This window comes from Hoskinsella mucinilytica, assembly GCF_045223415.1.
GTDB lineage: Bacteria > Bacillota_I > Bacilli_A > Erysipelotrichales > Erysipelotrichaceae > Hoskinsella > Hoskinsella mucinilytica.
The window spans coordinates 1-23,922 of the sequence record NZ_JBEQZJ010000044.1 but is presented as its reverse complement, the minus strand read 5'-3'; the positions used below and the strand labels follow the sequence as shown (position 1 = coordinate 23,922).

The 23,922-nt window shown below is 35.4% G+C and carries 22 protein-coding genes; 13 read left to right on the top strand and 9 right to left on the bottom strand.

Going from position 1 to position 23,922, the window contains the following annotated elements:
- Positions 1-34: 34 nt before the first annotated feature.
- The 5 genes from UGRO018_RS14575 to UGRO018_RS14555 all read left to right on the top strand — a co-directional run bounded on the left by UGRO018_RS14575 (position 35) and on the right by UGRO018_RS14555 (position 4,234).
- Positions 35-1,447, top strand: coding sequence for a 6-phospho-beta-glucosidase (locus UGRO018_RS14575; RefSeq protein WP_416327226.1), 1,413 nt, complete (start codon positions 35-37; stop codon positions 1,445-1,447).
- Positions 1,444-2,328, top strand: coding sequence for an ROK family protein (locus tag UGRO018_RS14570; protein WP_416327225.1), 885 nt, complete (start codon positions 1,444-1,446; stop codon positions 2,326-2,328). Before UGRO018_RS14575 ends, UGRO018_RS14570 begins: the two co-directional genes overlap by 4 nt.
- 150 nt (positions 2,329-2,478) lie before the next feature.
- Positions 2,479-2,817, top strand: a complete 339-nt coding sequence (locus tag UGRO018_RS14565) for a MerR family transcriptional regulator (protein ID WP_416327224.1) — start codon at positions 2,479-2,481, stop codon at positions 2,815-2,817.
- A gap of 17 nt (positions 2,818-2,834) precedes the next feature.
- Entirely contained in the window at positions 2,835-3,653 is an 819-nt protein-coding gene (locus UGRO018_RS14560; RefSeq protein WP_416327223.1) for an MBL fold metallo-hydrolase, read from the top strand.
- Positions 3,647-4,234 carry a histidine phosphatase family protein gene (locus tag UGRO018_RS14555; RefSeq protein WP_416327234.1) on the top strand — a complete coding sequence of 196 codons (588 nt, stop codon included), beginning with the start codon at positions 3,647-3,649 and terminating at the stop codon, positions 4,232-4,234. Before UGRO018_RS14560 ends, UGRO018_RS14555 begins: the two co-directional genes overlap by 7 nt.
- An 81-nt stretch (positions 4,235-4,315) precedes the next feature.
- Here the strand turns inward: UGRO018_RS14555 and UGRO018_RS14550 are convergent, their stop codons facing one another.
- Genes UGRO018_RS14550 through UGRO018_RS14540 form a run of 3 tightly spaced genes read right to left on the bottom strand, consistent with a single transcriptional unit; the run spans position 4,316 to position 6,863 of the window.
- Positions 4,316-4,600 carry a hypothetical protein gene (locus UGRO018_RS14550; RefSeq protein WP_416327222.1) on the bottom strand — a complete coding sequence of 95 codons (285 nt, stop codon included), beginning with the start codon at positions 4,598-4,600 and terminating at the stop codon, positions 4,316-4,318.
- A 57-nt stretch (positions 4,601-4,657) separates the two neighbouring features.
- Positions 4,658-5,632, bottom strand: a complete 975-nt coding sequence (locus tag UGRO018_RS14545) for an aldo/keto reductase (RefSeq protein WP_416327221.1) — start codon at positions 5,630-5,632, stop codon at positions 4,658-4,660.
- A gap of 49 nt (positions 5,633-5,681) precedes the next feature.
- Entirely contained in the window at positions 5,682-6,863 is a 1,182-nt protein-coding gene (locus UGRO018_RS14540) for an iron-containing alcohol dehydrogenase (protein ID WP_416327220.1), read from the bottom strand.
- A gap of 182 nt (positions 6,864-7,045) precedes the next feature.
- Here UGRO018_RS14540 and UGRO018_RS14535 point away from each other — a divergent pair, with 182 nt between their 5' ends.
- From UGRO018_RS14535 to UGRO018_RS14510, 6 genes are all read left to right on the top strand, one after another.
- A complete protein-coding gene (locus UGRO018_RS14535; protein WP_416327219.1) occupies positions 7,046-7,918 on the top strand; it encodes a DUF362 domain-containing protein in 873 nt (290 codons plus the stop codon).
- A gap of 250 nt (positions 7,919-8,168) precedes the next feature.
- Complete coding sequence (locus UGRO018_RS14530) at positions 8,169-8,648, top strand: PTS sugar transporter subunit IIA (protein WP_416327218.1); 480 nt, start codon at positions 8,169-8,171, stop codon at positions 8,646-8,648.
- 17 nt (positions 8,649-8,665) lie between these two features.
- A complete protein-coding gene (locus tag UGRO018_RS14525) occupies positions 8,666-9,502 on the top strand; it encodes a PRD domain-containing protein (RefSeq protein ID WP_416327217.1) in 837 nt (278 codons plus the stop codon).
- A gap of 138 nt (positions 9,503-9,640) precedes the next feature.
- Complete coding sequence (locus UGRO018_RS14520) at positions 9,641-11,020, top strand: PTS transporter subunit EIIC (protein WP_416327216.1); 1,380 nt, start codon at positions 9,641-9,643, stop codon at positions 11,018-11,020.
- A 15-nt stretch (positions 11,021-11,035) separates the two neighbouring features.
- Positions 11,036-12,439 carry a 6-phospho-beta-glucosidase gene (locus UGRO018_RS14515; RefSeq protein ID WP_416327215.1) on the top strand — a complete coding sequence of 468 codons (1,404 nt, stop codon included), beginning with the start codon at positions 11,036-11,038 and terminating at the stop codon, positions 12,437-12,439.
- Between the two features lie 31 nt (positions 12,440-12,470).
- A complete protein-coding gene (locus tag UGRO018_RS14510) occupies positions 12,471-13,874 on the top strand; it encodes a glycoside hydrolase family 1 protein (RefSeq protein WP_416327214.1) in 1,404 nt (467 codons plus the stop codon).
- A 734-nt stretch (positions 13,875-14,608) separates the two neighbouring features.
- Here UGRO018_RS14510 and UGRO018_RS14505 read toward each other — a convergent pair.
- The 6 genes from UGRO018_RS14505 to UGRO018_RS14480 all read right to left on the bottom strand — a co-directional run bounded on the left by UGRO018_RS14505 (position 14,609) and on the right by UGRO018_RS14480 (position 21,402).
- Positions 14,609-15,619, bottom strand: coding sequence for a LacI family DNA-binding transcriptional regulator (locus UGRO018_RS14505; protein WP_416327213.1), 1,011 nt, complete (start codon positions 15,617-15,619; stop codon positions 14,609-14,611).
- Between the two features lie 70 nt (positions 15,620-15,689).
- Positions 15,690-16,559 (bottom strand): alpha/beta hydrolase, encoded by an 870-nt coding sequence (locus UGRO018_RS14500; RefSeq protein WP_416327212.1) that lies wholly within the window; start codon positions 16,557-16,559, stop codon positions 15,690-15,692.
- Positions 16,556-17,980 (bottom strand): PTS transporter subunit EIIC, encoded by a 1,425-nt coding sequence (locus UGRO018_RS14495; RefSeq protein WP_416327211.1) that lies wholly within the window; start codon positions 17,978-17,980, stop codon positions 16,556-16,558. The genes UGRO018_RS14500 and UGRO018_RS14495 overlap by 4 nt, the downstream gene beginning before the upstream one ends.
- Before the next feature lie 416 nt (positions 17,981-18,396).
- Positions 18,397-19,590: an ABC transporter permease subunit gene (locus UGRO018_RS14490; RefSeq protein WP_416327210.1), complete on the bottom strand. Its 1,194-nt coding sequence runs from the start codon at positions 19,588-19,590 to the stop codon at positions 18,397-18,399.
- The gene (locus tag UGRO018_RS14485; protein ID WP_416327209.1) at positions 19,580-20,491 is read right to left on the bottom strand and encodes an ABC transporter ATP-binding protein; all 912 of its coding nucleotides are present in this window, start codon (positions 20,489-20,491) and stop codon (positions 19,580-19,582) included. Before UGRO018_RS14485 ends, UGRO018_RS14490 begins: the two co-directional genes overlap by 11 nt.
- A complete protein-coding gene (locus tag UGRO018_RS14480; protein WP_416327208.1) occupies positions 20,491-21,402 on the bottom strand; it encodes an ABC transporter ATP-binding protein in 912 nt (303 codons plus the stop codon). Before UGRO018_RS14480 ends, UGRO018_RS14485 begins: the two co-directional genes overlap by 1 nt.
- A 170-nt stretch (positions 21,403-21,572) precedes the next feature.
- Between UGRO018_RS14480 and UGRO018_RS14475 the strand changes: the two genes are divergently transcribed.
- Entirely contained in the window at positions 21,573-22,151 is a 579-nt protein-coding gene (locus UGRO018_RS14475) for a TetR/AcrR family transcriptional regulator (protein ID WP_416327207.1), read from the top strand.
- A 112-nt stretch (positions 22,152-22,263) separates the two neighbouring features.
- Positions 22,264-23,700, top strand: a complete 1,437-nt coding sequence (locus tag UGRO018_RS14470) for a glycoside hydrolase family 1 protein (protein ID WP_416327206.1) — start codon at positions 22,264-22,266, stop codon at positions 23,698-23,700.
- Positions 23,701-23,922: the final 222 nt, after the last annotated feature.

Below are 23,922 nucleotides of genomic sequence, written 5' to 3'. Positions count from 1 at the left end.
ATATTGTTTCAAAAAAAACAGAAAGTAGGTACTTATGTTAAAAGAAAATTTTTTATGGGGTGGAGCTATTGCGGCCAACCAATGTGAAGGAGCATATCTGGAGGATGGAAAGGGATTATCCATTATGGATATCATTACCGCAGGAGATAAGGACCATCCTCGAAGAATCACAAGAACCATAGAGCCAGATGCTTATTATCCCAATCATGAAGCAATAGATTTTTATCATCGATATGAAGAGGATACAGATTTATTCAAAGAAATGGGTTTTAAAGCACTTCGCACTTCCATTGCATGGAGTCGAATTTATCCCAAAGGTGATGAAGACACACCAAATGAAGCAGGATTACAATTTTATGATCGCTTATTTACGACCTTAAGAAATAAAGGAATACAACCAATCGTTACCATATCACATTATGAGATGCCACTTCATTTAGTAGAAAGATATGGTGGATGGAGAAACCGTAAACTGATTGATTTTTATGTAAAATATGCGAAAACGCTATTTGAACGTTACAAAGGGATCGTTACTTATTGGATGACTTTCAACGAAATCAATAGTACCATTCATATCCCATCAATTGCAGGTGTTATTTTAAAAGAAGGAGAAGATCGTAAATTAGTATCTTATCAAGCATTACATCATCAATTTATAGCGAGTGCTATGGCAGTAAAACTTGGTAAAGAGATCGATCCAACGAATCAAATTGGCTGTATGGTCATGACAACAGTAGGATATCCTAAAACATCCCATCCATTAGATGTACTTGCTGCTCAAGAATATTTACGAGATGGCACACTGTTCTTCACAGATGTACATGTAAGAGGAAGCTATCCTTCATATTTTCACGTAAAGATTCAAAAAGAGAAAGAAGACGATCAGATCTTAAAGGAAGGTATTGTTGATTATATTGGCTTTTCTTATTACTCTTCCAGTGTCGTTTCCCATGAGGAAGGTGGAGAAAGCAGTGGCGGAAATATCGTAAGTGGGTTAAAAAATCCTTACCTAAAAGCAAATGAATGGGGATGGCAAATTGATCCGGATGGGTTACGTTTCTTGATGAACGTTTTATATACCCGATATGAAAAGCCTTTATTTATTGTAGAAAACGGATTAGGTTATGATGATCAGGTTATGGAAGATGGTAAGATACATGACACCTATAGAATTGCTTATCTAAAAGCGCATATTGAAGCAATGAAGCAATCAGTAAAAGAAGATGGTATTGATCTAATAGGTTATACACCTTGGGGATGTATTGATTGTGTATCTGCAGGAACTGGGGAAATGAAAAAACGTTATGGTTTTATATACGTGGATCGTGACAATAATGGCATTGGCACAAACGAACGTAAAAGAAAAGATAGCTTCTACTGGTATCAACAGGTTATCGCCACAAATGGAGAAAATCTAGGGATGAAGATAGAAGAGGAAACTCTATGATCGTGGTATTAGATATCGGTGGTACATTCATCAAACATGCATTGATGGATGATACCGGTGAGATACTATCACTGAATCAAATCCCCACACCAAGAGATCATAAGGAACATTTCGTGGAAGTTATCAAACAGATATGGGAATCCTATCCTCAACCAAAAGAAGGTTTGGCAATTTCACTGCCTGGTACGATAGAAATCAAAAGTGGAATGATTTATCAAGGGGGTTCTTTACAATATCTTAATCAAACCAATGGTAAAGAATTATTAGAAGGTATATGTCATACAAGAGTTGAATTAGAAAATGATGCTCGTTGTGCAACCTTGGCAGAAGTATGGAAAGGAAATCTTCAAGGTATTGATCAAGGAATGGTATTGACCTTCGGAACCGGTATTGGTGGATCCTTTGTGTTAAATGGTGATTTATATAAAGGAGCACATTTATTCAGTGGTGAAGTCAGTGGTTGGTTGACCAAAGATATAAAGACATATGGTAGAGATGCCATGTGGGGAAATCAAGGAAGCATACCGGCACTTTTAAAAAGGATATGTGATCAAAAGCAGGTAAGCATACAGGATGGGAAAACAGTATTTGGTTGGATCGAACAAGGGGATCCGATTGCATGTGAGATCTTTCATAACTATTGTAAAGATTTAAGCATTCAGCTATTTAATTTACAGATTTTATTAGATCCACAACGCTTATGCATTGGCGGTGGTGTATCTGCCAATCCTGTATTTATCAAAGGCATCATGGATGCTATGAATACATTCTATGCTTCTCTTCCTTTAACATTGCCGCATCTTGAAATCGTACCTTGTCATTTTCATAACGACGCAAATCTGATCGGAGCATTTCATCATTTTCAAAAACAAGCTTCCTAATAGGAAAGGGCCAGTTGATAAGTACTGGTTCTTTTTTTCTGAATAAGAACTTCATGCTTTTTCAGCATATAGCAAGATAGAAAAATGGTATTAGACAATGTAATAATCAGGCGATACAATGATATTGAAATGAACATAAGGAGGAGTAACATGAAACAAGATGAGATCAATCAAAGATTTCAAGTACCTTTAGATAAACTAAAAAAATTCGAAGAAGCAGGTTTGTTTGAGGATACCAAGACTTGTGATGGCTGTTGTGAATATGAGGAAAAAGATATTGAAAAGCTTAGTACCATCTTATCTTTGGATAAAGTAGGAATGCTACCGAAAGTGATACAACATTATTTATGTCTGAAACAACAAGGAGATACGACCAAAGAAGAACGTAAACAAATGTTACGAACACAACGAGATATTGTTTTAAATGATTTGCATGAGAAACAAAAATGTTTAGATTGTCTTGATTATTTGATATATGAGTTGGACTAAGAAAGGAAATGAATGATATGATAAAAATCAATGAAAAGGGACAAGCAGTTGCGCCTACAACAAAGCGAATAGACTCACATGCATTTGATCGTATCACACATACGGAAATACGTTGGCTGGGAAATGGTGGTGCTATGATAAATAGCAGAGGCACCATCTTGATGATCGATCCTTTATTAGAAGGTTTTGATATGCCACTAATGATAGATATGCCCATCCTTCCAGAAGAAGTAACCTCATTAGATGCAGTTTTGATTACGCATATCGATAATGATCATTTTAGTGTTATGACTTGTCTTGATCTCATGCCAAAATGTGTTAGTTTTCATGCGCCACAATATGTTGCGAAAGAAATGCGTAAAAAAGGTATTGCAGGAATTGGGCATGATATCCATGATGAATTTAATATCCATGATGTTAAGATCAAGATGACTTTAGCAAAACATAATTGGCAAAGTGAAATTGAAAAATACCAATATCGTGTTTGGAAAGAAGAAGACTATTGCGGTTATTATATAGAAACAAAGGATGGAACGATTTGGATGCCAGGAGATTCTCGTTTATTAGATGAACATTTGAAGATGCCGCAACCTGATGTTATTTTATTTGATTTTTCAGATAACGATTGGCATATTACTTTAGATGGCGCAGTAAAATTGGCAAATACTTACCCAGATAGTGAATTGCTTTGTATTCATTGGGGATGTGTAGATGCACCTGATATGTCACCATTTAATGGTAATCCTAATGATCTTTTTGAAAGGATAGATCATCCAGAGCGTATTAGAATATTGGCACCGGGAGAATCCTTACTTCTAAAAGGAAATAAATCATGAAAACATTATATCTCATGCGACATGGCGAAACCATGTTCAATGTTCAGAAACGTATTCAAGGATGGTGTGATTCACCTTTAACGCAACAGGGGATTCAACAAGCAAAAAAAGCAGGGGCATATTTTAAGCGCCAACATATCGTATTTGATCATGCTTATGCTTCTACCAGTGAACGATGTTGCGATACCTTGGAATTGGTCGTAGATATGCCATATGAAAAGAAAAAAGGATTAAAGGAAATGTTTTATGGGGAGTTGGAAGGAGAAAGCGAGCGATTAAATTGTGAAACTCCAAAGGAGTGTGAAACATATTATCTACAATTTCATGGAGAATCTTCGAATACTGTGAAAGATCGAATGATGGAAACATTAAGTAATATCATGGAACAAGAAGATCATCATTGTGTATTGGCGGTATCTCATAGTGGCGCATGTTTTAATTTTTTGCGAGGGATTCAAGACCCTATGGAAGAATTAAAAAAAGGTTTTGGAAATTGTTGTATATTCGTATACGAATACGATCATCATCAATTTCGCTTACAGAGGGTTATTAGACAAAAGGATATGGAAGAAGAGTATTGATAAAATAAACAATTTTAGTCTTTTACATTTTACATTCGTTTATATCAACATCAATAGAAAAAATAAATTATCATATATTTTTTAGTTATTGATATGTGTTTTTAATTCTTCCCAAGAACCACAGGATAAAATATGTAATATGGCTTCTTCTACTTGTTCTAGAGTTAGTGTAGATACCCATTCTTTTGCATCTTCATGATATTTGGTTTGAATCAATGTTTGAAGTAAATCCGATAGTGAATTCTTTAAATTTTCTATTTTAAAACATTTCTTGCTTTTGTGCTCTATTTTTGATTTCGCTATCTCATTTTGTATCTCATACGACCATAATGATTTGTCTTCATGCAAATGATTACTTACTTTCATTTTATTCACCTTATCTTTCTTTGTTACTTGTAAAACATAATGTTCTTTGAATTTTTCTTAATGACCACCAAAAACATCAAAATCAAGTGTTCTTAATCGTTTGTCTATATTGTTTACTTCTTGTTGCGTTAATTCTATATTTCCAGCAGCAAAATTTTCTTTCAAACGAGAAAGATCACGACTACCTGGAATTGGTACAATAAACTCTTTCTTACTCATCATCCAAGCAAGAGAAACCTGAGCCATTGAAGCATGCTTCTTCTCAGCTAGTTTTTTTAATAAATCTAATAAAATCTGAGCTTTTTTATATCCTTTTTCTTGATATTGAGGCATTTTATTTCTAAAATCTCCCTCTGGGAATTTTGTTTCATTTGTAAATTGACCACTTAACAAGCCATTTGCCATAGGTGAAAAAGCAACATAAGTGATTCCTAATTCCTCACATACGTCAAATAGGTTTTCATGCCATCTTGCAACCATGGAATATCGATTTTGTATGGCACTTACAGGGCAAATTGCATGTGCTCTTCTCAAATAATCTTCATTAGTTTCAGATATTCCCCATGCCTTAATTTTTCCTTCTTTGATCAATTCTTTCATCACTGATGCTACTACCTCAGGTTCTACATTAGGATCGATTCGATGTTGATAGTATAAATCTATACAATCTATATTTAATTTTTTTAAACTTCCCTCAATTGATGAATAGATAGTAGCAGGTGAACTGTCAAATTCTAAATGATCTCCTTTATGCTTAACTCCAAATTTAGTTGCAATCACAATCTCATTTCTAAAATCTTTGATTGCTTCACCGACCAATTCTTCATTATAAGATATACTGCCATCTGCATTCTCACCAGTATAACATTCAGCAGTATCATAAAAGTCATAACCAAATCTATGCGCCTCTTTCATGATATGAATAGCTTGTTCTTTATTCATTGCCACTCCATAAGCATGAGAAAAACCCATACAGCCTAATCCTACTGGATTGATATACATATTTGTTTTACCAATTTGTCTTTTTTTCATAAGTTTCCTCCTGACTAATTTAACTGAAAGTAATGCTCTTTTATGTAGCTTATAAACACATCTGATAAATATTTTCACAATCTTTCTTTGTCAAAACACGATAAGCATATGGCAAGGATTCAGCACCTTGTGTTGCTTTTTCTACCATCTCATCCATTGGTAAAACATCGATGCCCAGTTCAGATAAATGTGTAGGTAATCCAAGTTCTTCACTTAAAAATATCTGTAAAGCTTCGATGCCTAGTCTAGCAACAGTTAAGTGATCTTCTGTATCCATGACTCCCATTACATGACCCGCAAATCTTGCGAAATCATCCACAACACTAGCATCTTGATCTAATAGATAGGTCATCCACTTAGGTGTTAAAATTGCTAAACCTAATCCATGGGTTAAATCTAATGTTGATGAGAATTGTTCTAAAGCATGTAAGGAAGGCTGTATCTTAAATCCTGAAGTACAAAAACTATTCAATGCCCAACTTGCTGCCCAAAGTAATGTTGCTCTTGCTTCATAATTTTCAGGTTCCTGAATCGCAATAGGTAAATGCATGCGAACTGTTTTGAGTAAGGTTTCCACAACGTTAAATTGTAAAGGATATTTCTCAGCATTGACAAAATAATTCATATCTAAGAAATGAGCCATAATATCAAAACCACCACAAGCTGTTTGTCTAGCAGGAACCGTAAATGTATTTGTTGGATCCAGAAAAGCAGCTTTAGGACGAATTGCTTCACCATTGATTCCGCTTTTGATTCCTAACTCGACATTGGCAATCACACATGATTTGTCCATCTCACTTCCAGTAGATGCAATGGTTGGTATCGCAATCACAGGCAAAGCTTTATCCCATGTAACTTTACCTTCGATCAAATCCCAGATGTTATCAGTCTTTGATAAGGTTGTTGCGGCAATTGCTTTACAACAATCAATGGCAGAACCACCACCGATAGCTATGATTGTTTGAATGCCATGTTCTTTACATATTGAAACACCGCAATTGACAGTAGTATGTCTTGGATTAGGCTCAATGGATCCTAACTCAAAAACCTGTATACCATTAGATTCTAATTCATCAATAACATTTTGATATAATGGAGCATTTTTTATAAATTTCCCCCCACAAGCAATCAAAACCTTATCACCGTATTTTAGAACTTCTTCATGTAGGTGATTCAATTGGTTTTTGCCAAAATATACTTTTGTCTTGTTTTGAAATTGAAAATCATTCATATCATTTATCCTCCTCATATCCGTTGTTATTATATAGAATCCTTTATTTATCAACAATTTAACTTTCTTATGAGATTAATAAGTAAAACTTATGTTATGGAAATATACAAGAAAAGATAAAAAAGTTCTTGACTTAAAGTGAACTCTAAGGTCTATAATTTTTTTGAAGAGAGGTAGATATCATGGAAAAAGCAAAAGTATATTTTACAAAGACCATAACACCAGAAGCTATGGTTCAATTGTATGAGGTGATAGGAAAAAAGCTAACTGGTAAAATCGCAGTAAAATTACATTCAGGAGAAGTAGGTAATCAGAATTTTTTACGTCCGGAGTTTATGAAACCAATGATAGATCATGTGAAAGGAACGATTGTGGAAAGCAATACTGCATATGATGGAGAACGTAATACCACTGATAAACATTGGAAAACCATGGAAGTACATGGATGGAGTGAAATCGCTCCCGTTGATATTTTAGATGAAGATGGGGATTTAGAATTAACTGTTTCTGGTGGTAAACAAATTGATAAAAACTATGTTGGATCTCATTTGACAAAGTATGATGCCATGTTGGTGTTATCTCATTTTAAAGGGCATCCGATGGGTGGTTTTGGAGGAGCTTTGAAAAACATTTCTATTGGGATTGCATCTAGTCATGGAAAAGCTTATATTCATGGGGCAGGTAAGCCGGAAGAAATGTGGACAGCTGATCATGATGCTTTTTTAGAATCAATGGCAGATGCATCAAAATCAATTTTGGAATATTTCAAAGGTGAGATGGTATTTATCAATGTGATGAAAAATATGTCAGTTGATTGTGATTGTTGTGCGAAAGCGGAGGATCCTAAAATTCAAGATATTGGTATATTGGCATCTTTAGATCCTGTGGCATTAGATCAAGCATGTTTAGATCTAGTATATCAAAGTGAAGATGAAGGTAAAAAGGATTTGATTGAGCGAATTGAATCAAGAAATGGAAAACATACGGTAGATGCAGCTTCAGAAATCGGAGTCGGTTCACAAGCATATGAATTGATTGATATTGATGAAAAATAAGCTATTTCATGAGTTTAGAAATGATAATAACATAAAAGCTTATTTGATTAGACATAAAATATCTGCCAAAATCATAGTCAAGAAATTTAAAAAAATGTATTGACAACGCTTTCATGCGGTGCTAAGATAAATGTGCAAATAAGAAATTAGGCTTGTTACTCTTCGGGAGGCATTACCTAAAACAGATGAAAATGCTGTTTTTGTGTAAGAACCCGAAGAGTTTTTTATTTGTGGAAAGGATGGAATTACTATGTTTTGGACAAAGAAACAAAAGAAAACGATAGAATTATATGCGCCTGTAACAGGAACTACGGTGGCTTTAAATCAAGTTCCAGATCAAGTGTTTGCTCAAAAAATGATGGGAGATGGCATTGCCTTTGAACCTGAATCTCAATTTATCTGTGCACCATGTGATGGAACCATCGCAATGTTAGCGAATACGCTTCATGCAGTAGGTATTACCGCAGCGAATGGCGCTGAAATTTTAATTCATATTGGATTAGATACCGTTAATTTAAATGGTGAAGGCTTTAAGGCTCTTGTATCAGCCGGTGATAAGGTTTCAAAGGGTACCGCATTAATTGAAATTGATATGACATTTATGAAAGCACATGATATGACATTGACGACACCTATGGTAATTACGAATTCATCTGAGTACAAAATGGTTGTGTCTGCATCTGGAAATCATGTTATAATGGGGGAGGATAAAGTTATTTCATTTGATTAGAAGGGAGAAAGACGTTCATGAAAGTCATTAAGAAAATCAATAACAATGTGGCTGTATGTGTTGATAACGATGGTCATGAACTAGTAGCTTTTGGCAAAGGAATTGGTTTTCCCAAAATACCCTATGAGTTAAAGGATCTTAGTTTGATATGGCGTACCTATTATGGTATCAAGCCGGATTATCTCCATTTGTTTAATGAAATACCTGAAAGTGTATTTGTGCTTAGTGCGAAGATCGTTGATCTTGCGAAAACGAAAATCAAGAACGAAATCAATGCTAATATTGTATTTACATTGGCAGACCATATCAATTTTGCGATAGAACGTTATCGTAAAAACATGGATATCAAAATGCCATTTAGTTATGATATTAGACATTTATATGAAGCTGAAATGTATGTTGGTGAGTGGGCAATTAAGCTTATCAATAAAGAAATGGATACGCATTTATCTAAGGATGAAGCAGTGAGTATTGCCATGCATTTCATCAATGCGGAAACAATACAGAGAAGCGAAGGTAGTGAAGTGGATGAGAAAACCATTATAAATGACTTAACAAAGATCATAGAAAAGGATTTCTCATTAAAAATAGATCGTGATGGATTCAATTATTCAAGATTTGTCTCACATTTACAGTATCTTTTAAAAAGAAGAGAAAATGATACTGAGATTACAAGTGAGAACAAGAAAATGTATGACTCTATGAAAAATGCTTATCATAAAACCTATGATTGCGTTGTTCATATCAAAAAATATCTGATATCAGCTTTAAACTGGGATCCCAGTGAAGAAGAGCTGTTGTATCTGATGTTACATATCAATCGCTTATGTAGTAGAGAGGATTGTAACCATTAATTTGGGCATTACCTCAACATAAGAGCACAGGATATTTGCGTGCTTTTGTGTTGAGGTTTTATTTTAGCAAAAACAAGATATCAGCGTACGAGATATGTTGTTTGCATATAGAACAGATAAGAAAAGGAGAGCTTATTTATGGCAAAGAAAGAAAGATATGAAGATTTAGCAAACAGTGTCATTGACTTGGTCGGTGGCAAAGACAACATCACATTTTTTACTCACTGTATTACTCGCTTACGTTTTAATGTGAAAGATAAAAGTGCAGTAAAGAAAGAAGAAATTGAAAAGGTTGAGGGCGTTATGGGATGTCAGTGGTCTGGTGATCAACTTCAGATCATTATCGGACAAGCTGTCGGAGATGCTTACAATCTGATCTGTAAGAAAACAGGATTGGCACAACAGGATGCTGTGAATGAAAATCTTGATGGAGGGAAAAAGAAATTCAGTATCGGAGCTGTATTTGATGCCATTGCCGGTTGTATTACACCATTAATTCCATGTTTGATTGGTGCCGGATTTATCAAAATTATTGTATTAGTATTAGAAATGACTGGTATTATCACGGAAACTTCTTCTACTTATTTGGTATTAAGCTTTGTTGGTGATGCCGGATTCTATTTCCTACCGGTTTTCGTAGGTGCTACGGCTGCGAAAAAGTTTGGCGCAAATATGAGTCTTGGTATGTTAATTGGCGCAATGTTTATTCATCCTAATTTTGTCGCTGCTATTACAGAAGGAACTGCTTTGAATGTTGCGGGTCTTCCTATTTATTCTGCATCTTACACAAGCACGATTTTCCCTGCATTATTAACTGTATGGGTAATGGCACCGATTGAAAAGTTCTTTGCGAAAATTTCACCAGATGCTGTTCGTTCAATCACAGAACCATTATTGACATTGATCGTGATGATTCCCCTTGCATTATGTGTATTAGGACCTATTGGCTCTTTCCTAGGTACTTATATTTCTGAAGCAATTATTTGGTTATATAACTCTACAGGTTTCTTAGGTGTCGCTATTTTTGCTGGATTATGTCCACTTCTTGTTATGACAGGAATGCATTCTTCTTTGATGCCTTATATGTTGAACTCTTTCGCAACCATCGGTTGGGAACCAATCGTATTGACAGGTATGATCATTTCCAATTTAGATCAAGCTGCTGCTTCTGCTGCTGTTGCGGTAAAATCTAAAAAGACAAATGTTAAATCATTAGCATCAGGTTGTGCGATTACTGCCTTCCTTGGTGGAGTTACAGAACCTGCAATGTATGGTGTCAATCTGAAATATAAAACACCGCTATATGCTTCAATGATCGGTAGTTTTGCCGGTGGATGTATTGCCGGTTTAGGTAAAGCGGTAGCTTATGCGATTACAGGTAGCGCCGGTATCTTTGCATTCCCAATTTATTTACCTGGAGGAACATCAAATCTAATTTGGATGGCAGCTGGTGTGATTGCCGGTTTGATCATTACTTTTGTATTAACCTTGTTTATGTATAAAGATGAAGCAGAATAGAAAAGAGGAATTCATATGAGTTTTCCAAAAGGATTTTTATGGGGTGGTGCTACCGCTGCCAACCAATGTGAAGGTGGTTGGAATGAGGGTGGAAAAGGACCTAGTACCGCAGATGTTGCGACTGCCGGAGAGGTAGATAAGGCACGTATCTACATGGATGAAATCAAGGATGATGTCTATTATCCAAGCCATGAAGCGATTGATTTCTATCACCACTATCAAGAAGATATTGCATTATTTGCGGAAATGGGATTCAAATGCTATCGTATGTCGATTGCATGGACAAGAATCTTTCCAAACGGTGATGATACCAAACCAAACGAAGAAGGATTACAATTTTATGACAGGGTATTTGACGAATTATTACGATATGGAATCGAACCTGTTGTTACTATGTCACATTATGAAATGCCACTTCATTTAGTAAAAACATATGGTGGATGGAAAAATCGTAACGTTGTAACATTCTTTGAAAACTATGCCAAGGTGATTCTGGATCGTTATCATACCAAAGTAAAATATTGGATGACATTCAATGAAATCAACTGTGCTATTTTATTACCGATGATTTCTATTGGTTTAAAAGATCCTACATTACAAGATGTATATCAATCTGCACATCATCAATTTGTTGCCAGTGCAAAAGCAGTAACCTACGCACATACACATTATCCTGATGTTAAAGTAGGGATGATGTATGCAGGTATGTTCTCTTATCCACATACATGCCATCCAGAAGATGTAATGGCTTGTGAAAAGGATATGGATAAACAACTTTATTTCAGTGATATTATGTGTCGTGGTTATTATGATGCGAAAGCAAAGGCATTCTGGAAAAAGAATGATATACATATTCAGATGGAAGCAGAAGATGAAGAACTTCTATATAAAGGAAAAGTGGATTTTATCGGATATTCGTATTATATGACACTTTGTTCCTCAAGAACCAAACAAATCGGAATGAATATGGTAGGAAGTGCAATCGATAGTGCAAAAAATGACTATTTAATTGAAACACCATGGCATATGCCAATTGATCCAGTAGGACTTCGTTATTCTTTGAATATGTTATATGATCGTTATCAATTACCTTTGTTTATTGTAGAGAATGGAATGGGTAACTTTGATGTAAAAGAAGCTGATGGAAGTGTTCATGATGACTATCGTATTGATTATTTAAGAACTCATATCATTGAAATGGAAAAAGCTGTAGAGGAAGATGGTATTCCTTTGATGGGTTATACACCATGGGGTTGTATTGATTTGATATCTGCCGGAACCGGAGAAATGAAAAAACGTTATGGTTTTATTTATGTAGATAAGAATAATGATGGATCAGGTACATTAAATAGAAGTAGAAAAGACTCATTCTACTGGTATAAGAACGTTATCGAATCTAATGGAGAAATATTAGAATAAAAGAAACAAATAGAAAAAGGAGGTTATACTTATGAGTTTTCCAAAAGGGTTTTTATGGGGCGGTGCTACTGCTGCCAATCAATGTGAAGGTGCATGGGATAGTGATGGTAAAGGCGTTAACACTGCCGATGTCATGACTGCTGGAGACGCACACACGCCAAGAGAGATTACAGATGGCGTATTAGAAGGAAAAAATTATCCAAGTCATACTGCAATCGATCACTATGGGCATTTTAAAGAAGATATTGCGTTGTTTGGTGAAATGGGATTTAAGACGTATCGTATGTCCATTAACTGGGCTAGAATTTTTCCAAATGGTGATGATGAAGAACCCAACGAAGCCGGATTAAAGCATTATGATGAGGTTTTTGATGAATGTCATAAACATGGAATCGAACCTTTGGTAACGATTTCTCATTATGAAACACCATTAGGTTTACAGAAATATGGTTCTTGGACCAACCGAAAAGTGATTGATTTTTATGTGAAATATTGTAAAACTATTTTCAATCGTTATAAAGGAAAAGTTACTTATTGGTTGACATTCAATGAAATCAATTGTATGTCTATGATGCCTTGGATGGCCGGTGGAGTACCAAATGATGCAGATGAGCAGACAAGAATGACTGCTGCTTATCATCAATTTTTAGCAAGTGCTACGGTTGTGCAAATGGCTCATGAAATTGATCCGAACAATAAGGTTGGAATGATGTATGGAGGCATGTTCTCTTATCCGAATAGCTGTGATCCTGATGATGTACAGGCAAACGAAGATTTCATGAAAACGATGTTATTTTATCCGGATGTACAATGTCGTGGATATTATCCGGCATATAAATTAAAAGAGTTTGAAAGAAAGGGCATCGTTCTTCCAAAACAGGAAGGCGATGATGAATTGCTAATGAAGGGTAAGGTAGACTTCTTATCATATAGTTATTATTTCACTCTTGTTTGCGGTAAGGAAACAAAAGCAATGGCAATTGATTGTGGATCCATGAATACAGGATATACAAATCCTTATTTGCCAACAACACCATGGGGATGGTCTATCGATCCAAAAGGTCTTCGTCATTCCTTGAATCTATTCTATGATCGTTATCAAATACCTTTAATGATCGTAGAAAATGGCTTGGGTACATACGATAAGGTGGAAGAAGATGGAAGTATTCATGATCCATACCGTATTGATTATCTAAGAGAGCATATCAAAGAAATGAAGAAAGCTGTAGAAATTGATGGAGTAGATTTGATGGGTTATACCCCATGGGGCTGTATCGATATCGTATCTGCCGGAACGGGTGAAATGAAGAAACGTTATGGCTTCATCTATGTTGATGTAGATGATGAAGGGAAAGGTACATATAATAGAAGTAGAAAAGATAGCTTCTATTGGTATCAAAAAGTCATTCAGAGCAATGGCGAAGAGTTAGAATAAGATGAAAGAAAAGGAATACCTGTATGTGTTTAGGTATTCCTTTTTTGATTAGTTTTTCAAACATCTGATGGGGATGATTTTTACACCATCTTCTCTTGTGTATGTCATGTTACCATTTGTTATGATCATTAATAGATCAGGTTCACTTTTGTTAGTATAATAGAATTTAAGAGATGATACAATCTTGTTCGGTGTTTTTGGGGCGATTTGATCTGTATTTTTGGGGTAATTCGATCGGCATTTTTGGAATTTATAAGCATATCTATAGTTTTATTTCTTATATCAATGGTCAAAATTTTAATTCTTTTCTTTGCCCATAAATCTTATATTTCCACAATGCATTTTCCAATGCCATGAATTCTTCATGAGTTAAAGTTACTTCAAAAGCAGAGAGATTTTCTATGATTCTTTCCTTGTTTGTAGATCTTGGAATTGGGATAACATGTGGATATTATGCAGCATCCAAGCCAATGATATCTGAGCTTTGAGGGATGCTTTTGATTGGCGAAATGATCCAGCATTTCAAGTATAGGTATATTTTTTTTACAGATTTTCTTTCTGAATTTATCGATTTCTTATTATGTTTGTTATTTGAAGAAGAATAGGAAATAAGCAGAAAAATTTTTGGTATGGATTTCAGAGTTTTGTGAAGAATTAATGGTTGTACAACATGAAACTCTGTGGTCTCTCCATGTGATAGGTTTGGCGTTTAGGGTGCGATCTCTATTCTCTTATTATACATCTACAATGTTTAAGCGTTTGACACTTTCTCGTTCCATTAAGGTTAGGGAGACAAGATCTCCGGCTTTTTCGTTGATGCTTTCTTTTCTTATCAGTGCTAATATTGTGGATCCCAATACACGACCCATTTCAAAATCATCAAAAGAAATCGTAGTGAGGGAGGGAACGTATACTTCTCCAATATCGTATCCTCCAATTCCCATGATGGATATGTCATCAGGAATTTGATATCCCTTATGTAATAGATATCTCATGGCTGCAATTGCTATTTTATCTGTTGCGCCTACGATAGCAGTATGTGTGGAAATATGAATATCTTTCAGCTTCGTGAGAATGTGTTTAAATTGAAAATCAGTTTCAAAATAAGACAATCTTACTTTTTCTTGTTTGCTTTTAAAGGCATCGAAAAACCCGGTTTTTCGCTCAATACCAACTGCAAGATCATTTTCTGATACACCAAGAAATAAGATATCTCGATGTCCCATATCGTATAAGTAATCAGCACACATTCTTCCTGCCTTATAATCATTTAGCTTAATATAAGGAACTTTGGGATTACGTTGTCCACTGAATAATACCGGTATGGAAAGCGATGCAACCATATTAACGTGGCTTTGTTTGATGCCCATGCATCCCATGACGATACCATCCACCCCTTGATGTGCCAGTCTTTGCAGTTGTTCTAATTCTCTTTTTTCACTTAAGCGAGATACCATAATCAGCATTTGATATCCATGTTCTTCCAAAATCTCCATCATACCTTCTACGGTTCTTCCAACAGTGACAGAATCTAAACGTGAGAATGTTAAACCAATGAGGTGGCTTTGACTTTGTTTTAATCGTTTTGCGAAGAAATTTTGTTCAAACCCGGTTTCTTCGATTACTTTCTGTATCAGTTCGCCTTTTTCCTGCGAAACATACCCATTGTTTAGGTATCTTGAAACACATGCTTTTGATACCTTGCATCGATCTGCGATATCTTGGATCGTTATTTTGTTTTTCATTTTGTACACCTCTTTTTCTCATTTTATCATTCATCCTAAAGAAAAGAAAACAAATTTCTTTGTTTTCTTTTCAGTAAAAACAATCTTGCAAGAAAGAGGACATTTGCTTCCATGCACGATCTGCTTGTTCCTCATGATATTCAAATAGCTTATGAGTGAAGCCATGTTTACAATCTTTGTAGCAAGTGTAGGTGACATCAATATTGTTTTCCTTTAATTTGCGAGTAAAAGTTTCTTCTTCATAACGAAGCGGATCTAGTTGCGCAGATAATATGAGACATTTTGGAAATGCTGTGAAATCACTATAGAGAGGTGAAGCAAATGGATGGGTTCTGTCATTTTCTGATTGAAAATACCAATTCATGTATTGTATCATACGATTATCAATTGTTTTCAATTTTTTCTGCTGACAGGATAATGTGAGATCCGTAGGAGAATAATCCATGATCAACCCACTAAATTGAAGCTTGTTTTCTTGTGAGGCTTTTTGAATGACTCCGGAAGCGAGGTTGCCACCGGCACTGTGTCCACCGATTGCGATATGATTAGGATCCATGTGATATTCAGAGGCATGGTTTAAGAGAGAATATAGTGCTTCATACAATGACAGTACAGGGATTGGAAATTTGTTTTCAGGAGCTAGGAAATAATCCACATTGACAACAATGCAGTCAGCATGATCACTTAAGAATCTGCATCCCTCACCATCCTGCTGCGGATATCCTAACACAAAACCACCACCATGCAGATTAAAATAAACGGGAAATTGAGTCTTGTTTGTGGTGGTTGGATAATAGAGATCCATATCCATATATCCATAGCTGGTAGGAATAGAACAGCGCTTGTAAAGGCAACTTCGTTTCTCTGCTAAGATAACATCATGGTTTAATCGTTCTTTACTGGCTCGATATGTGTAGATATCTTCTTGATAGGTATTCATTTGAATTTACTTTCCTTTTTATCTATTAGCTTTTGGAATACATGGGTCAATATGAAAGAAACACTGATGGAAATCAAGATACCGGCTGTATACATTAATAAATCTTGAGGACGATAACATAGATATCCTAGTAGACCACCAGCTCCCATGGAAATTGCTTTCAGTTGGATGGCAGCGAAAAAAGCGGACCCGGTTGCTGAACCGCATAACGCAGCAACGAAGGCATATTTATACTTTAGATTGATTCCGAATAATGCAGGTTCGCTGACACCAATAATGGAGGTGACACCAGCAGATATTGCTTCCGATTTCATAGCTTTGTCTTTTCTCATGATGTGAGCGATAGCCAGTGAGGATGCTCCCAAAGCAACATTGCTCATGGCAGCAATAGGAAGAATAAAGGTACCTCCTGTAACTGCAATATCAGCAATTAGTTGAGTTTCAATAGGAATAAAGGAATGATGCATGCCAGTGATAACCATTGGGGCATACAATAGTCCCATGATGATACCACCAAAGATACCTGTTGTTTGATATAACCAGATCAAAGCATCCGTCAGCATATATCCTACATCTCTTAGAATAGGTCCTATGAATAAGAACGTAATGAAGGAAGTAACCACCAGTGAGAAGAAAGGAACATATAGATTTAATACATTTTTTACTCTTTTCTTACTGAATACTTCTATTTTGGAAAGAATGAAACCTGAGACTAGAATTGGTAATACCGTGGAATGATAGCCAATCTGCTGTACCTGTAAGCCAAACATGTTCCATGTGGGAATATCAACACCAGAAGTTGCTGCTGGATTGATTAAACTGCTGTTAACCATGAACAATCCCAAGGCAGCACCTAGAAGTGGAGTTCCTCCAAATCGCTTTGCTGTTGTGAAACCGATCATGACCGGTAGATAGGTAAATGGAATACCACTTAGCATTCCTAAAAAGGATATAACGCCTTCTAATCCCGGATAAAGCTGAACAATGGATTTATCCGCAGAAACAAAGCCTGGTGTAGTCATAAAAGCAGTGATACACATCAATAGACCACCACTGATGACGATAGGAATGATAGGAACAAAAATATCAGAGATTGTTTTGATTAAAGCTGATAATGGATTTTGTTTACGATAAGATTGCTTGATATTGTCTATTTCCTGTGTAGTATCTTTTCCATTTGTGAGATTGGCAAAGGCTTGATAAACTTCAGTGACTTCTCCTGCGCCAATAATAAATTGGTTTTGACCACCCGTCACCATATGTCCTTTTACTTCTTTGATTTGTTGGATTGCTTGTGTGTTTACTTTTGTCTGATCTTTCAATTCTAAACGTAGACGAGTAGCACAATGGGTACTGGATATGACATTTTCAGTACCTCCGCAAGCCGATAAAATGTTTTTTGCTGTTTGTTGATAATTCATGTTATCCCTTCCTTTCAACACCACCATCATATCCGCTCATGGAAATTTTATCAATTTTATGGAATCGAATTTCGCCATTTCTCTATGAAACCGATTTCACAAGAGAATCATAGGATAAAGATGAGTAGGATGCCATAGATCGTTGTCTGGTTATGATAGGAAGGAGGGATGCTTTAGATATCGGATGAAAAACGGAAAATATAACTATATCCTTAGATGATATGTGATATAAAACATCTTAATTGTTTAAGAAAACAGGTTTGATATTGATGATTAGATAGAATTCTCTATGTATGAGCAATCATCAAAGAAATGAAAAAAATGTTAGAATGTAACAGAAAAATCCCCCTTTTGATAAACAACGGGTTTCACTGTCGTTGTTTGTTTCAGGGGGATTCTAGCATAACATGTAGAATTTAAAGTGGTAAATCTTTCTTAGAAAATCTGATAGCGCCAATTGCATAACATCCGATTGCAATCGCAATTAAGGCGAATAGTTTCCAAACAAAGGTGTAATCGATACTAGCTGTACCAATGGTGGATAAAGAATTTACATCATATAATCCAACCAATGTTAATTTGTTGAAGATGCTTAATTCTGAAACACCCATACCTGTATTGACCATGTTTTCAGATCCGAATAAGCCAATCATAGAAGCTAAGAAGAACCAAACTGCAAGACCTCCACCAAATGCCATTGCTTTCTTGCTTTGTGAGAATAGACAGCTACCCATGTAGCATAAGCCACAGACTGCTTCTACTAAAATGTACATACCACCAAATAATGCAAGCATTCCCGCTACATTAACTTCATCATAAAATAAGAAGGAAGTAGTGATTCGAGTAGCGCAAACGATGGAAATGATAATAAATGGAACAACGATCATAAATACCATTTGGGTGATTGCGACTGCAGAACGTTTCGTTGGTGTAGATAATACGTAAGCCATAGATCCTCGATCAACTTGATCTGCGATTAAAGAATTTGATAATATAACGATAAGAATAAAGATAGGAAGTAATCCCATTGCGGTATAATACATTTGATTCATCATAGAGGCAGGATCCATTTCACTCATTTTCTCTACCATATCTGAGGAAACACCCATCATATCCAAAGTGGTCGTTAACATTTCGGAAGTAGTTAATTCCTGTTTGTCAAATACACCTTTTGATTGTTGTAAAGCATAAGCATATTCAAATTGTTTTACATATTTATCTAAGCTGATACCGGATTGAGATAATCCATCAATAGATGATTGAAAGCCATCAATGGAAAGGTTCATATCTGTTTGTGCATTCAACATGTTAAATGCAGTGTCATAAGCTTCTTTACGTTCACCTTTCACAAAATCATCATAAGATAAGTCTTGTTGTGTCATGGTATCATAGGTCGCAAGTGCTCCTAGATAAGAGTAAAAGCTTTCTTGATATTCAGTGACATCAACATCTGATTTATCGGTTGTCATCATACTCATGGCATAGTTCATAACATTTCCAAGAAGAACCATGACAAGTAAAATAGCAACACACAATACCCAATTGGATTTGATGGTTTGTTTCATCAAAGGCTTTGAGAAGAATCGTGCCGTTTTCTTATTATTTTCCATTTTGAATGAGTCCCTCCTTATATGTGCTCATAAATTGCTGTTGCAAAGAGCGGCGAATTTCTTGAAAATTTATGATTTGATATCGTTTTAATGATCGAAATAAATCATCTAGTTGCGCAACATTACATTGAAGTGAACAACTGGTATCATGAATCGGTTCTATCAAGAAATCAGATTGGTTTTTAAATTCTTGCATATCGGCTATATCTTGAAATTCTATGACAAAATTTTTGATCGTAGGATGCCTTAAATCATATAACGAAATAGTATCGATGATGTGTCCATCCTTGATCATTGCTACACGATCACACACTGCTTCAATCTCTTCGAAAATATGACTAGACATAAAGATGGTGTGACCTTTTTGTTTTTCTTCTCTTATGAGATTTAGAAAAGCTTCACGCATCAATGGATCTAATCCGGTAGTAGGCTCATCCAATACTAAAATCTCTTTTTCACCCATCAAAGCCGCAACAATGGCGGTCTTTTGTTTCATACCTTTGGACATTCTTTTTAGATTTGCGCTAGGGTCTAGCTGTAAAAGTTCAATCACATGATTCATATAAGTGAAATCTGTAACGCCAAGGTATTGCGCTTGTGTCTTTAAGAATTCTGTTCCTGTTTTTAACGCAGGAAAGGCGATTTCTCCTGGTACATAACTGACCTTTTTCATAATATCAGCGGATTGAGTCCAAGAATCTAATTGACTCACTGTAGAAGTACCTTTATCGGGATGAATAAATCCCATCATATTACGAATGGTAGTTGTCTTACCGGAACCATTGGTTCCGACAAAACCAAACACTTCACCCTTGTGTACTTCGATATCAATATCGAATATGCCACGACCCTTACCATAGTCTTTTGTTAAACCATTTGTTTTGATAACGATGTCACTCATTATTTCACCCCCTCAAATACTTTATCTTCATGATAAAACTGCATAAAATAATCCTCTAAGGAAAAAGGGAATTCAGTAAAATCAACCACATGGAAGTGTGAGATATCTTCAAAAAAAGAAGTGATTTCACTGTTTTTTAGCTGTATTCTTGCCCGAAGCTTATATTTGTTTATAGAAGTAAAATGATATGGGTGAGAAGTGAATTCCTTCCATTGTTGTTCATCGTTAAAAGCAACCCGATAAATTTTATCACTTTCTTTTTTTAGTACTTCAGGATCAAATTCTGAAACGATTTCACCATCACGTATGATCGCAATACGATCGCATAATGCATCTACTTCATGAAAAATATGGGAAGAAAGAAAAATGGTTTTTCCTCGCTTTTTCTCCTGTAAAATATACTCAATAAAGATTTCTTGCATGATTGGATCCAGACCAGAGGTCGGCTCATCTAAAATGAGTATATCAGGATCGTGTAAAAAAGCTGTAACGACAGCTAATTTTCGCTTTGTTCCTAAACTCATCTGTTTCAAACCGATATTAGGATCTAATTCAAATGTTTTCATCAAGGAATTAAGATAGTGTTTATCGCTCAATCCTCTCATTTTCATTTGCATATCTAAGAATTCAGTACCACTCATCCCTGTTGGGAACGCAATTTCACCCGGTAAATAGCCTATTTTTCGCTGTAGGTTAGCCGAGTGTTTCCAACTATCTAATCCATTTATGACAGTTGTTCCGCTTTGAGGTTTAGAAAATCCCATTAAATGTCGAATGGTTGTACTTTTTCCAGCTCCATTAGGTCCTAGAAATCCATAGCATTCTCCCTTATCTACATGTGCGGATACATCAAATACGCCTCTGCCATGTCCATAGTCTTTCACTAGATGATCGATTTCTATTACTGACATTTTGTATCACTCCTCTTTTATATACAAGTGCTTAATCCACGCTTGTATTATACAACAACACGTTGTATGATACGATTATAAGGAAATATGATCATTTCATCAAGCAACAATGTTATGTGATTTGTCGCTTAATGAATGAGGCGTTTTTTTTAAATGAAGGAGTAGGCGATATGAACAAACAACCTGAGTTAACAGCAAGGACAAGACAAAATATCATAGATGCATTTTGGAGCATTTATAAAGAGAAAACAATTGATAAAATTACCGTATCCGAAATCACAAGGATAACCGGGAATAACAGGGCCACCTTTTATCATTATTTTCGTGATGTTTATGAAGTTTTGGAAACAATTGAAGAAGAGTTGATGACGATCGTACATAAAGAAATCCAAGGAATTTTAAATAATGAACAATTTCAAGAAATATCAAGAGACAGTGATATATTATATGCCATCAGCATTCCTATTTTTAAGGAACACGGAGAAAAAATTTTTACTTTGTTAGATAAGAATGGTAATTCCAAGTTTAAAAATAAATTCAGAGAAAGCATTCGTACCATGTTGATAAAGTTTTGGAATGTTCCTCAAAATACAGAATATGAAGATTATTTGTTGGAATATGCTTACAGTGCAATGATCGGATTGATGTCAAAATGGTATCGAAGTAAAGAAGAGATGAGCGATGCTGATTTTTTCAAGATGGCACAGGGATTGATTGCGAATGGCATGATAGGCTTTTTAACAAAATAGTGCCATATTTCTGCTTTTAGATATGCTATGTACGAAGTTTTCATGGTTTTGAACACACATGGAAAAATACCGGTGTTACAATAATGTCGAAAACAACAAGGAGGACATTGTTATGGCATTTAAAGAAGGTTTTTTATGGGGTGGTGCAACAGCCGCTAACCAGTTTGAAGGCGGATGGAATGAAGGTGGAAAAGGCCCAAGTGGCGCAGATATGATGAGTAATGGAACTCATACAACACCTAGACAGATTACCAAAACATTAGAAGAAGGATTATATTATCCAAATCATGTCGCAAGTGATTTTTATCATCATTATAAAGAAGATATTGCGTTAATGGCAGAAATGGGATTCAAAACATTTCGTATGTCTATCGCATGGACTAGAATTTTCCCAAAAGGAATTGAAGAAGAACCAAATGAAGAGGGTTTAAAGTTTTACGATCAAGTATTCGATGAGTTACTCCACTATGGTATTGAGCCATTGGTTACCATTTCTCATTATGAAATGCCATTTTATTTAACAGAGCATTATGATGGTTGGGTAAGTAGAGAAGTCATTGATTTGTTTGTGAAATATTGTGAAGTTATTTTCAAACGCTATCAAAATAAAGTAAAATATTGGTTAACATTTAATGAAATCAATTGTGGTACGATGCCACTTGGAAATTTCATGAGCCTTGGAATTTTAAATGAAGGAACAAGAGATTTCACAAAACAAGTAGACATTCCACAACTTCGTTTCCAAGGCTTGCATCATCAATTTGTCGCAAGCGCAAAAGCAGTGAAATTGGGACATGAAATTAATCCGGATTTCAAGATTGGTTGTATGATTGCCTACATGCAAAATTATCCTTATACTTGTCATCCTCAAGATGTATTAAAATGTCAAAAGCTAAAAGAAATGAGTAATTTCTATTGTGGTGATGTACAAGTACGTGGAGAATATCCATACTTTGCGAAACGATATTGGGAAGAAAATGATATTCATATCAAAATGGAACCAGGTGATGAACAAATATTAAAAGAAGGAACTGTTGATTTCTATAGTTTCTCTTACTATATGTCTAACTGTGTTTCTCATGATCCAAGCAATGAAGGAACTTCAGGTAATTTAATGGGTGGAGTAAAGAATCCATATTTAGAAGCAAGTGATTGGGGTTGGCAAATCGATCCTGATGGATTACGCTATACCTTAAATGAATTATATGCTCGTTATCAAATTCCATTGATGGTAGTGGAAAATGGATTGGGAGCATTTGATAAGGTAGAAGAAGATGGAAGCATTCACGATAGCTATCGTATTGATTATTTAAGAAAACACATCAAATGTATGGAAGAAGCTGTAGAAGATGGCGTAGATTTATGGGGTTATACACCTTGGGGATGTATTGATTTAACAAGTGCTTCTACCGGTGAAATGGGAAAACGTTATGGCTTTGTATATGTTGATAGTGATGATTTCGGAAATGGAACATTCAATCGAAGTAAAAAAGATTCTTTCTTCTGGTATAAAAAAGTCATTGAAAGTAATGGAAAAGATTTAGCTTAAAATACGATTTATTTCAAAGCTTAGACCGTGGACAAGAGTGCTCTTTCAGTAGAGACTAGTCACTCGGTCTTTTTTTATGTCACTATGTTAGAGTGACCACTATTTGAAAATGATCTAAGTATCAAAAAGGGAAAAAGTATTTCATCTTTTCGCTTGTGATTGCGATTATGATTCATCGTCAAAATGAAAGGAAATTTGAAGAATTTGGCCAAAAAATATAAG